General features: G+C 42.7%; 11 protein-coding genes. 6 read left to right on the forward strand and 5 right to left on the reverse strand.

Annotated elements, in window-relative coordinates; all coding sequences use genetic code 11:
• Positions 1-200 precede the first annotated feature (200 nt).
• Positions 201-2327 (forward strand): TonB-dependent receptor, encoded by a 2127-nt coding sequence (locus E5331_RS16375; protein WP_135985867.1) that lies wholly within the window; start codon positions 201-203, stop codon positions 2325-2327.
• Here E5331_RS16375 and E5331_RS16380 read toward each other — a convergent pair.
• Both E5331_RS16380 and E5331_RS16385 read right to left on the reverse strand, forming a co-directional pair.
• Positions 2304-3284 (reverse strand): nucleotidyl transferase AbiEii/AbiGii toxin family protein, encoded by a 981-nt coding sequence (locus E5331_RS16380; RefSeq protein ID WP_123482303.1) that lies wholly within the window; start codon positions 3282-3284, stop codon positions 2304-2306. The two genes, E5331_RS16375 and E5331_RS16380, sit on opposite strands and share 24 nt — an antisense overlap.
• A complete protein-coding gene (locus E5331_RS16385; protein WP_135985869.1) occupies positions 3281-4027 on the reverse strand; it encodes a DUF6088 family protein in 747 nt (248 codons plus the stop codon). Before E5331_RS16385 ends, E5331_RS16380 begins: the two co-directional genes overlap by 4 nt.
• A 238-nt stretch (positions 4028-4265) precedes the next feature.
• On the opposite strand from E5331_RS16385, the gene E5331_RS16390 reads away from it, so the two are divergent.
• The gene (locus E5331_RS16390) at positions 4266-4862 is read left to right on the forward strand and encodes an IMPACT family protein (RefSeq protein WP_123482301.1); all 597 of its coding nucleotides are present in this window, start codon (positions 4266-4268) and stop codon (positions 4860-4862) included.
• Positions 4863-4867: 5 nt separating this feature from the next.
• Here E5331_RS16390 and E5331_RS16395 read toward each other — a convergent pair whose 3' ends face one another.
• Complete coding sequence (locus tag E5331_RS16395; RefSeq protein WP_123482300.1) at positions 4868-5641, reverse strand: YjjG family noncanonical pyrimidine nucleotidase; 774 nt, start codon at positions 5639-5641, stop codon at positions 4868-4870.
• 190 nt (positions 5642-5831) lie between these two features.
• Here E5331_RS16395 and E5331_RS16400 point away from each other — a divergent pair, with 190 nt between their 5' ends.
• A complete protein-coding gene (locus E5331_RS16400) occupies positions 5832-6104 on the forward strand; it encodes an HU family DNA-binding protein (RefSeq protein WP_123482299.1) in 273 nt (90 codons plus the stop codon).
• Positions 6105-6445: 341 nt separating this feature from the next.
• Positions 6446-8074, forward strand: a complete 1629-nt coding sequence (locus E5331_RS16405; RefSeq protein WP_123482298.1) for an Rne/Rng family ribonuclease — start codon at positions 6446-6448, stop codon at positions 8072-8074.
• 179 nt (positions 8075-8253) lie between these two features.
• Here E5331_RS16405 and E5331_RS20800 read toward each other — a convergent pair whose 3' ends face one another.
• Entirely contained in the window at positions 8254-8478 is a 225-nt protein-coding gene (locus tag E5331_RS20800; protein ID WP_275441272.1) for a winged helix-turn-helix domain-containing protein, read from the reverse strand.
• A gap of 678 nt (positions 8479-9156) precedes the next feature.
• Between E5331_RS20800 and E5331_RS16415 the strand changes: the two genes are divergently transcribed.
• Complete coding sequence (locus E5331_RS16415; RefSeq protein ID WP_123482296.1) at positions 9157-10449, forward strand: AAA family ATPase; 1293 nt, start codon at positions 9157-9159, stop codon at positions 10447-10449.
• On the forward strand, positions 10446-11210 hold the full coding sequence (locus E5331_RS16420; protein WP_123482295.1) for a hypothetical protein: 765 nt from the start codon (positions 10446-10448) through the stop codon (positions 11208-11210). Before E5331_RS16415 ends, E5331_RS16420 begins: the two co-directional genes overlap by 4 nt.
• Before the next feature lie 240 nt (positions 11211-11450).
• Here E5331_RS16420 and E5331_RS16425 read toward each other — a convergent pair whose 3' ends face one another.
• The gene (locus E5331_RS16425; protein ID WP_123482294.1) at positions 11451-12692 is read right to left on the reverse strand and encodes an MFS transporter; all 1242 of its coding nucleotides are present in this window, start codon (positions 12690-12692) and stop codon (positions 11451-11453) included.
• Positions 12693-12700 lie beyond the last annotated feature (8 nt).

Consider the following 12700-nt stretch of genomic DNA (forward strand, 5'->3'; position numbering starts at 1 on the left):
AATAAATTACGGAAAAATTACGGTTTTAAAACCGTAATTTTTCCGTAATTTATTAGTCAAGATTATTAGTCAAGATTTTATTACCTTTGCACAAATTTGATTTGATTAAAGTCGTGAGACCATTTTCGATGTAATCATGATGGTATCTTTTTTAGACGATTAATAAATTGAATCAGGAGCCACTATAAATTATTGCTGATATGAGGATATTGAGAAGAATCATTATAATGTTGGCGTTGGCGGCGAATGGCGGCACAACGGCTTTTGCAAATTCTTCTGAGTTGCCGGATACGTTAAAGGTTAATAATGATAAATCCGTGCAATTGAAGGAGGTGGTGGTGGAGTCTGTCCGCAGGAAGGATATTGCGGAGGGGATTGCGTTTTTTCCGGAGAAGCGGGATAAGAGGTTTGCCACCGATGCTGTGTCGTTGCTGGAGATGATGGCTCTTACGGAACTTCCATATAACCCTGCCACCAAACAAGTGACTGATGCCGGCGGTGCGCCTGTGGTATATTTCATAGATGGTCAGCAGGCTTCCCCTAAGGAATTGAGGTCGCTGAATCCGAAGGACGTCGATAGGATTGAATATCTTCCGATGCCAACCAATGCCTCTTTCGGAGGGAAGCAGAACGTGGTCAATTTCATAATGAAGAGATACGTCTCAGGCGGTTTCTCAAAAATAATCGCAAACCAGGACCTTACAGGGAAATCAGGAAATTATAGTGTCAATTCTAAACTGGCATACAAGGAGATGACATACGACGTCTATCTTGGAGGCACATACAGGAATGACAATCATTATGGCACACATGGAGAGAACACATTCAAGGATATAGTCTATAAGGGTGAGGAGTACGGAAGCATCTCTGAAAATATTGACGGACGGAATCAGACACTCCGCAAACGCACACTTGGAGCTATGTTGAAAGCCACATGGCGACATAAGGGGGTTAACCTCTCCGCAACAGGGGGATGGAACTGGGAGAGAATGCCTGAATTTACAGGTCATACCGCTACTGTCTATTCGCCGGATGTGCTGAAGTCATCCTACTATGATTCAAATTCGTCTTCATTGGGTATAAATCCATATCTCAAGATTTCTCTTAATCTGGCACTGCCGCATCAGCAATCGCTGATGGTCTTGGTCAACGGCCAGTATGCCTATCATAAGGGTGAGAATATCTATTCCCCACAGAATCTGGATGCAATTCTCAATTCAAGCCGCAACCGGAGATGGTCGGCACTCATTATGGCATCCTATTCAAAGAGATTCAATCCTGCAAATTCCTTGAACATATCGCTTATTGGCTCCCGAGGTTGGAACAAGACACACTACGGTGGCTCTTATGACGGATTGAGCCGATATAAGGAAGCACACCTTGAATTGTCGGCAACGTATTCCCATACGTTTTCGCCCGGTACGTTGATATCCGCTTCCGCCGGAGCCACATGTGACCGTAAGAGCTATGTCGGCAATGTATATGTCCAGTGGTTGCCAAGTGTCAGCATCTCCTTCGACAAGAAATGGAGCAAGAAATCCGGATTTAAATTGTCTACAGATGTATTCTCGGTAGGCTATTTCGGGGATGTGCTGAATGATGTGATATTGCGTTCTACCGAACTGACATGGAAAAAGGGAAACTGCAATTTGCGGAACAGAATATGGTGGCAGAGTGTAATGTCAAACACGTGGAATCCATCGTCTACATTCTCCGTGACGGGGAGAATGATATATACCGTTGTATTTAATCAGGACAATCCGGTATGGGATAGAATCGATGGTTATGATGGGGTGGTCACAACCACGGTGGATGACGCTACAAGCCACAGGCTTACAGTCGGTCCGTTGATGACCTTGAAACTGTTAAGGAAGAGATTGGTGCTTACAGGAAGTTTCGGATATGATTATTGGAGGCTCACCGGCAGGTATAAACGCGACAGGTCATTCCTCTCCGGTAACCTTTCCGCCACATGGTATGGCAAGCATTGGTATGCCGGGGCATCTGTGGTGCCTCCTGCCGAGAATATGCAGAATTCATCAATAACAAAGGTTTACACAAATTGGATTTACTCATTTAAATTCGGATATGCCTATAAAAATCTGAATCTTAGATTTTCAGCTACAAATCCCGGAGCGTCAAGGATGAGTAAGATACGATGGATAGATACGCAGTATTATTCACAGAGAGTTAAGACATATAGCGATTTCTCGGCAAACGTATTCACGTTGCAACTGACGTATACGTTGAGTTACGGCAAGAAAGTGTCGAAATCAGTGTCATCGCCATCCGGGATGCTCGGGTCAGGGGCAATGATGCCGGAATAGTATCATCCTCACATATTCCATAAGAGTTTTGACTGATACCGCAATTTCAGTCGCCTTGGGCAATTCTCCGTAAGTTAATTCGCCCAACTCAGATTTGTATTTGGAACTAAGGGATTTCCATGCGCCGTCAAAATCAGTAAATAGGATTGAAGAAAGGATATCAGCATCTTTCCATTTCGGAGGACGGTCAAATTCTGCTTTGTCGTGCACAATAAGTTCAATTAAATTCTTTGAGAAATCTTTTGTAAGATAATCATGACACTCTTTATCAATCGACATGAAATGCAGGTCGTAGAAATGGCGTATCTTGCTTGCTAATCCATCTATTGGATTGTTTTCAAACGAGAATCGTATGAGCGAGACAATCTTCTCACACATAGTACGGCGTTTATCAAGCACATTCAACTCAAATGGATCCATATCATATTGCCTTATCATTTCTAAAAGTCCTCTGTGTTGCATCATTTCAGTAATAAATGGAGTTACAACTTTCTTTTCATACGGATATGGATTCCCGTATGTATTTATCTCAAATATTACATATCTGCCAAGAAAATCAAGACTTTTTTTCGCTGCGGGTAAAACGGTATCATATTCGTGGTATGTTTTACGAAACCGATTATTTTTGATTGAGTTCCCATTATCCAATTCAGAAAGGTCAATCGTTGAGTCATGACCAATTCTCGCAACAAGTTTCTTCTGTTGATTTTGGCTTAATTGCTCAGAAAGGATAGCAATGTCAACATCCGAAGAGAATCTGTTGATCAATCTGTATGCTTTTGCTAATGATGTGCCACCTTTCCATACGGTCAATTCGCTTTTATCATGCCGCGACAATCGCTGAAGAATCTGACATATCCAATAATCCTTCTCAATAAACTCTCGTGGTATGTTAAGATCGGCTGAAGTTTCTATTATAGCCTGTCGTAATAATTCTTTGTTCTCGTGAAGTTTCATTTAATATGCCATTTAGATGTGTTTAACATTATGTCAGTCGTAATCCCAAATTTATATTCCGATATCTGATTGAGCGATGCATATAAAGTATCTGTGAGATCATTATGCTCTCCATTATCCAAAATTGCCCCCAGTGCTGCACGAACTCTTGGTGGATACTTCATGGATAGTTTTGTAATCGCTTTCAAATCTTTTTCTGAAAGATGCTTTATGATATTGTTCAATTTTGAAAAACTTGCAGAAACTGTTGTGTCCGGAATCTTTTTGATGAATTTTAGGGCATCTAAAATTTGAAGCAGATGTATATTTTCGCTTGTGATTTTATTATGCTGGACAATAAACATTATTTTCTGTCCTGCTCGTCGAATGGATGCTTTTCGTGCATTTACTCCAACAGTAATGGTTCCTGAAAATTGTGTGGTGAGTTGCATTGAGGTCCAAACGGAATTGCCTGTGAGGTATCCTGATATTTTGCCATCGGTATATAGGATGTCTTTTACCAGCTCTTCTGTAGAAGGCAAAGTGGCTCCAAATACAGACTCCATTGCTCTGTAATACTTGCCATTTACGAGTTTTTGCAATCTTCCGGCTCTAACCATACGATTGAGTTTAACCTTGATATTTGCACTGGATACCGGTGGAAAATGAAGATCAGGAATAGAGAAAACCGTACCGATTGGCACGTTGTTTACTGCTATTTCTATTTTACGAGCGAATGTCATTATTAATACTTTATATTTCAACTGCAAAGATAATGATTTTGTTCCGTTTTTTGCGCAAAAAACGGAACAAAATTGTAAATATACAAAAGAATTGAGGTCGTTAAGTATTATTTATAAGATGTAATAAGACTTGCGGTAGCTACGGGATGTTTTGTTATGGGATAGGGTATCGTTTTTGAGGATTACTGAGTGAAGTTTAGACAACTTCAATTGGAGGAATCGTTTCCATGTCGTATCTTTGCAGAATAATTTGAAAAAGATGGGAGACCTTTATTATACGATAGAGAGGGATGCGGAGGCGCAGTTCCGGGAGAAGATGAGCCGTTTCATCTCATTCGCCAGAAAAGTGGCGAGTGCGGATGAGGCACGTGCCATCGTCAAGGAGTATCAGAATGAGTACCATGATGCACGGCACGTATGCTGGGCATATATGATAGGTCCGGAACGTAAGGAATGGCAACTTAATGACAATGGTGAGCCGTCGGGAACGGCAGGTAAGCCGATTCTCGGACAGATCAACAGTAAGGAGGTGACAGACGTGGTGGTCGTAGTAGTGCGCTATTTCGGTGGAATCAAACTCGGTACCCCCGGATTGATAGCGGCTTATCGCGAGGCTGCCCGATTGGCATTGGAGGAGGCGGGACGCAAGGAGATGCACCAGATGGAGACTGTTACCGTGACTTTCCCATACGTCGCTGCCGACGGAGTTATGAAGATTGTGAAGGGTGGAGACGTGGAGGTAATCAACCGCACCTTTGACAACACCTGCTCCATGACACTGCGTTTCCGGAGCGATTTCGCCCCGGAAATAACCGGACGTCTGCTCTCATTGGATGGAGTGACGCTCGGAGAATAGCCACGTTATTTGATTGCGCTGCGCTCGGAAAGTAGCCTCAACACGTCATGAAGATTATCCGTCTCACCAATATATAGATGAGGATCGATACCCAAGGAGGCAAGCGTCTCAGGAGTGAAAGGGGATTGTCGTCGCTGAGGATTAAACCAGATAGCTTCCCATCCCGCTTTCAGCGCACCCATGATGTCAGTGTCGGGATTATCACCTATCATGATGGGGCGTCCGGTGGCACCGGTCTCGCGTATGGCATAGTCGAAGAGTCGCCTGTCAGGTTTCTGTATCCCTATCTCATCACTGATTATCATGCGCGTGACGAACCGCCACAAACCCGAATTGTCGAGCTTACGGTATTGGGTGTCGGCAAACCCGTTGGAGATTACCCCAATCAGGAAATGATCGGAAAGAGCGGTAAGCAGGTCATGCGCACCGGCTACAGCGTTTGGTAAGGAGGCCAGTCGGGAAAGATACTCCGTATTTATTTCAGAGCATATCGGAGGGGTATCCTGTAGGTCAGAGTCGGGAAACAGGGTGCGCCGCCAGCGTTCGGTTTTCAGGAAATCAGCCGATACATTGCCCTTGGCATAATCTGTCCAAAGCGCGGAATTATGCTGATGATACACGTCGATAAACTCATCGCGGGAGGGATACTCCTGCTTGAAAATACTGAAAAGATCATACACGTGATGAAGGCTCAGTAGGGAATTTCCTGCGAAATCCCAAAGAGTGTCGTCGAGGTCAAGGAAAATCCAGTTGGAGCATCCGGAAAGGTGAAAATTCATAACAACTGCTGCAAATAAGATGTTTTATAGACAAAATTACGCAAAAAATCCGGTTTTTTAAGTTCAACCTTTTACGGAATGAAAAAAAATTACGATATTTGCACTGCCAAACCGGAAAAGAGTCTGAACGCGGTAGCGCAAGCCCTATCCGGCAGGAAAAAACAGACAAACAACAATACATTTTTACAAAATGACAAAAGCTGAGATAGTAAGTGAGATTTCTCGCACCACGGGTCTTGAGAAAGGCGCCGTATTGGATATTGTGGAGAAATTTATGGAGGTAGTCAAAGACACCATGTCAGGGGGCGAAAACATATATCTCCGTGGATTTGGCAGTTTTGTTGTCAAAACCAGAAAAGAGAAGACAGCCCGCAATATCTCCAAGAACACGGCAATCAAGATACCGGAGCACAAGATCCCGTCGTTCAAGCCCTCAAGGGTATTTCTTGACGAGGTTAAGTGAGAAGGGTCTTGAAAATATTATCGACAACAAACAAATTATCATAATTAACTAAAATATTAACCAGTATGCCAAGCGGAAAGAAAAGAAAAGGCCACAAGATGGCTACGCACAAACGCAAGAAAAGACTGAGAAAGAATCGTCATAAGAAGAAATAAATAAGGCGGGATTCCCGTCGGATTTATTCCGGATAACGATTCTATAGTCTTAGAACAAACCTATGGGTGAAGAATAAGCTTCACCCATAATATGTTTGTTCTTTTTTATTTTATGCCGTCCGTCGTCTCCATCCTTCCCAGAGAAGATGCGTGAGTGATGCAGACGGTTTTTTGAAAATTACCAAGATGAAAAGCGAATTAGTAGTAGACGTACAACAGAAAGAGATTTCAATTGCGCTGCTCGAAGACTCTCGTCTTGTTTCTTTACAGAAGGAGAGCCGCAACATAGCGTATGCCGTGGGCGACTTGTATCTTGCAAAGGTGAAGAAACTGATGCCGGGTCTTAATGCAGCCTTCGTTGACGTGGGTTACGAAAAGGATGCTTTTCTTCATTACCTTGACCTTGGGCCACAGTTCAATTCTTACAATTCTTTCATACAGGAGGCATTGTCCGATAAGAAGAAAGTGCCCAATATCTCAAAATTCAAATTATCTCCCGACATACCCAAGCAGGGTACGATACAGGATCTCCTTCAGCCGGGTCAGCAGCTTCTCGTGCAGATAGCGAAGGAGCCGATCTCCTCCAAGGGACCGCGTCTGACCACGGAATTATCCTTCACCGGACGTTTCATGGTGCTGATGCCCTTTGGCGAGAAGATCTCCATATCGCAGAAAATAAAGTCGACGGAGGAGAAGATAAGGCTCCGTCAGCTTATAGGCAGCATAAAGCCCAAGGGATTCAGCGTCATCATACGCACGTCGGCAGAAAACAAGCGTGTCGCCGAGCTCAACAATGAGATGAAGACCCTCGTAAGATGCTGGGAGGAATCAATATCAAAGATGCAACGCAGCCAGCCTCCGATGCTGATTTATGAGGAGGATTCAAGGGCGGTCAGTGTCATAAGAGACATATTCAGTCCGAATTTTGAGAATATATACGTCAACGAGCAGGAGACGTTTGCCCAGATTCAGAATTATGTAGCGCTTATCTCTCCCGAAAATAAGGATATCGTGAAGCTCTATAACAAGGATATACCTATTTTCGACAATTTCAACATTACGCGCCAGATAAAGAGCTCATTCGGCAAGACAGTGTCGTTTAAGAGCGGCGCATATATCATAATTGAACATACAGAAGCGCTGCATGTCATCGATGTCAATTCCGGCAACCGTAGTAAGGCAAGTCCTGATCAGGAGTCGAATGCGTTAGATGTGAATCTGAAGGCAGCCGATGAGATTGCGCGCCAGTTGCGCTTGCGCGATATGGGAGGCATAATTGTGATCGACTTTATCGATATGAATAAGGTGGAGCATCGTCAGACCCTTTTTGACCACATGAAGGAGGTCATGGCAAATGACCGTGCCCGCCACAATATCCTCCCGTTGAGTAAATTCGGATTGATGCAGATCACGCGTCAGAGGGTGCGCCCTGCGCTCGACATAACCACGAGCGAGACGTGTCCGTCCTGTTTTGGAAAAGGTGAGGTTCAGCCCTCATTGCTCTTTACCGATAAATTGGGAGAAAAACTCGATTATCTTGTAAATATACTCAAGGTCAAAAAATTTACCATGTATGTCCATCCCTATGTGGAGGCATACATCAAGAAAGGGATGTTCTCCCTCTATGGCAAATGGCGCAGACGCTACGGCAGGAGCATCAAGATAGTTGCTGATGAGTCGTTGGCATATCTGCAATACAAGGTGTTTGACGATATGAACAAGGAGATCGACCTCAAGGAGGAGAGCGATTTCAACAGCAACCAGTCAAAGACACACGCCCGTCAGAAGCACGGCGTAAATGAAGAAAAGGATTAATACCCACTTTAAAAAAACCGGGAATCAGTCACCGACCGATTCCCGGTTTCGTTCGTCTATCCACACCACTGTCATCACCTCAGTAAGCTAATTACCATAAAGACCGCAGAGGACACGGAGTTTTTCAAATTAAATACAATATTCCAATTGAAAAAACTAATGTCGTATGAATCTCATGATTATTCGCAGATTTCCCAATGACCGCCTTTGTCTGGTCCAACACGGCGGATTTTACCTGACTCTTTTAATTTTCTGATTTGCCAATTTATACCATCACGGGTTAAACTGCACAAAGAAGCTAACTGTTCAATAGAAATATCCGGATTTTTCGTCATTAGATTAATGATTTTCTGTGTAGTTTTCTCCTTACTTGTTTTCAGTGTAGTTTCTTCTGAACTTTTCAGTGTAGTTTTCTTCGAGTTCTCTGTTTCCAGTGTAGTTTCTTCTGAACTTTTCAGTGTAGTTTCTTCTGAACATTTTAGGTCGTTTCTCCATAGAATTACCCTAAACTGATCACCGTTGATTTTATTATGGAATTCAATATTGCTGTCAGACTGCAATGCGCGTATAATGCCAGAGCCGAGACCACGGTAATCTTTTATAATAAATTATTCCTTTCACATCTTTTATTTCTTAGTTAAAACATATATGATTATACAATGCCACAAAAAATGTGAAATTTTGTGGCAAATTTAAGAACTATGGGTGTAAATAGGCAGCTTGTATCGGTTTGTATCGGTTGTATCGCACCGATACAGGCGATACAAACCGATACAAAATAATCTGACAGGGATTCATAGCCATGATTTACCGATGCCCGAATCATTTGGACCTTATCAACCGAAAAAGATATACACCAACATGATAATTTATTTACTTGATTTCTTAGTCTTAATTAAAAGAGAGATGGTGTTACCTTGGAGAATGTGGTGGACACGGGGGTGATCGGGGGGATAGAAAATTAAAAAGTCTGGTTGATAGGAGGCTTAATTATAAAATTTTTAATATCTTTGTGGCTTGAGAGAACCTATCTGAAGGGATGGGTGGAGTTATCTGAATTTTGACAATATAATATTAAGAGAATGCTCCTTAGCATCGATAATTTTAAATCAATAGAGCATGTAGCTGATGTTGATTTATCTGGGCTGACAGTGTTGGCCGGTGTGAATAGTAGTGGAAAGAGTTCATTGATACAGGCTCTTCTATTGCTTAAGCAAACGTTGTGTACGTCGTCGAATGATATGTTGAATCTTGCCGGACCGTATGTGTATGCCGGTTCGGTTATGGATTTGATGCATAACAAGCGTTCCGGAATTATGAGATTCTCTTTGGCGCTGTTCCCCGCTGAGATAGTCAAGTCAGACTTGGAAGATTTCAGAGAAATGGGATATGACTTGGATTCTTTCAAGATTGATGTCGCATTTAAGGTTAGCTCTGAAAATTATACGGTATCTGAGTTTAGGATTATCCTCTGCCATAAGGATGGGCAAAAGTCGGAGATGATGCTAAAGTTGCGTCCTCGTAAGGGTACGTATGATTTGTCGTCTAAAGGCATGGCATTATTGAATAAACTTGAGGATCTGAAACTTGACAAGTATTCGTTTGCCAATTTTTTTCCGGTGTTTGCTGCAAAAGGTAGTGAAATTCATAATTTGACATTGTTTAAGGCGAGTCGGGAATTATTGCGACATTCCCTTGAACGATTAGTTTACATCGCACCATTGAGAGTGGCACCCGTACTTGCCCGTACATATAATATGGATGTGGAATCACATCATGTATTGCCTGATGGTGAGAATACCCGATTCATAATAGACAGTATTTCCGGTAATACGGAACTTATCGGACTTCTTAAATATTGGATATGTAAAAGGTTTCAACTTGCAAAGGATATCTCGATAGTGAAGGAGACGGGAAAGAGATATAGGGCGTTGATTACTACAAACGAAGGTCTGAAAGTAGACCTCATGCACATGGGGTTCGGGTTGAGTCAGATATTGCCGATAGTCACCCAAGGTTGTATATCTGTCAAGGGGTCTACGCTGATAGTTGAGGATCCAGACGTGCACATGCATCCCAGTATTCAGGCTGCTATGGCAGATTTCTTCATATTCCTATCGTTGGAAAAAGGTGTCACGGTACTTATTGAAACACACAGTGACCATTTCATAACACGTATAAGACGACGAGTGGCTGAAGGAGGTGTCCCCACATCTGATATTCATTTGATATTTGTTGAGAATGAATATGGTGAAAGTATATATCAATCAATACCTCTTTCTAATAAGGGAAAATTAGAGGGATCAATGCCCAATGGATTTTTGGATTCATTAGATGCGGATTTTAGAGCTATCATCAAAGCCGGACTAAAATGAAGATTGTGATTGCACCCCACATATATTCATCATCGGATAAGGGGATAGAGAATACGATATTGTATCAATTGGTAATGACTAAATTGCCAAGCTATGTGTCGATACTTGTGCCAATCTCATGGGAGGAGTACCTGGCAAATCATCCGATTATAGCATCATCGTATGAGTTGTTTTCATTATTGTTGGATCTTTCTGTAGAGAAATTTTCAATAGATAGGAAGGCTGAATTTATAAAATTACAACCGGATATATTGGGTGATTGTGATAACTTGGAACAAATTCCTGCAAAACAGCATATTTTTGCCTTATGCAAGTATGATGATTGCAAGAGATTGTATTCTTATGTAAATGCAGATACAATTGAGGTAAACGTCTCTATTGATAGAAAAATGAAGAGTATCCTACATTTCAATCCGGAAGTATCAAAGATGGATTTGTCGATGTACATACAATCATTTTCTCCGGTACTTAATCAGTTGAAACATGATACGGTCTCAAGGCAATACGGAGATAAATATATTTCTGCATTTTCTGCGTATGATAGGAATGATGAAAGATATGCGAAATCTCTTCTTCAACGAGCTTATGAGGATTATGGTGGAGATGTGGATGATCGGACATATCTGTATACATACGATAAGAAATATAAAACATTTGTGCAGTTCCGTCCGAATAGAAACAATGAGTATCATGGTATGGATATAAGTTTGGAGCAAGCTAAGAGGGAAGCTCCTGAGATTGTCCGTAAATACCATAGATGAGGGGTGGGAAATAGAAAAAGACCGATTCGCATCGGTCTTTTCCCAATCAAAATACTTTTAACTAACCTAACATCATGAAACGATTTTCATAAGTATGACAACGAAAGAGGGCAAAAGGTTCAATCGATATATGTGTTTTTAAATCATATTAACATAAGTGCTAATAAATATTTAAAAACATACCGGATAAATGCCATTTATAGGCATATCGTAGGGATTGCATATATTGTACTTCTTGCATCATTTGCTTCCGTAATAGTCCTTACTGATGGAGAATGCGAATTTATTCCGGAGAAAGAATGTCAGCACCGTGTATCCGATCAATAGGAAGAAGCATAGGGTGAAGGCAAAAGTGCTGTTGCTGGATGGATGAGACAGAAGCGGTCTGAGCCCGTCGATTATGAAGGGTGTCAGCACGATTGCCAGATAATTTGCCGCCAGCACAAAAGCCAGGGATAGCGTGGCCTTATTTGCAGTTGTAACTACCACGCTTGCCTTGTCGTAGATAAGCGGTTGGCAGATCCCGTAGCCCAATCCTATGAGAGCCGCACCGACGCACATTGTCCATGTCTCAGGCACGAACGCAAATAGAGCCACTCCCACAGTCATCAGCATTGCACAATACACGAACGTGCCTTTCCTCATTATGTTGATGAAAAACGGCAGTGTGAACCCCGGTATCAGCATGAAAAGATAGAATATGGCAGTCACAGTACCGGTGAAAGACGCACTCCAGTCTTTCTTCTCAATCAGAAACGGGCAGTAGTAGGTGATGGCTATGCACGAGAATGTTATGAACGCATATACCCCTATAAGAGCCCATATTCTTCCGACATAGAATCCGTGAGACACCCCCGGTTGAGAGGTGGGCTGGGATGATGTCGAGCCTGTTGGCGTTGATTGCGGCTCTGTCGTATCGATACCCTTCAGACGGAATGCAAGCAGAAGAGGAATGACGGATATGAGATACACCAAAAACGGGAGATGCCAATTGCCATGGCTCAACCATCCAACCGCGAATGTGGCGATGACGAGTGAGGAATTGGAGATACCTGATTTTATGCCCATGGTCTTCATCCTATACTTCCCGGCAAACGCGTCGGCTATCAATCCGGAAGAGAGAGGGATAAGCAGTCCGGCACCACACCCGAGCAGACAACTTATGATGATAAGCTCGGTCATTGAGTCTGCAATGAGATAGAGTATGGCACACGCCGTGAAGATTACGAGTCCTGCCACTACGATTGCGGTCTTATGTCGGGAAAGGGAGAGTTTTCCCGAAATAAGAACGAACGGAATGATAAGCAAGTTTGGGAGCACGGTAAGCATCTGCTTCTCAAGTTGCGACGTATGCGGAAAGACGTCGGATAGAGTCGCAAGCATGGGCGTGACGGCGAGTCCCGGCAGATTCACTACCAAAGATATTGACAGTATTGCAAGGAGCGTCAGCAGCCTTATCGGTTTTTTCCCGGTCTGGATCATGGCGGAGG

It is taken from the genome of Lepagella muris (assembly GCF_004793975.1).
In the GTDB taxonomy this organism is placed as follows: domain Bacteria; phylum Bacteroidota; class Bacteroidia; order Bacteroidales; family Muribaculaceae; genus Lepagella; species Lepagella muris.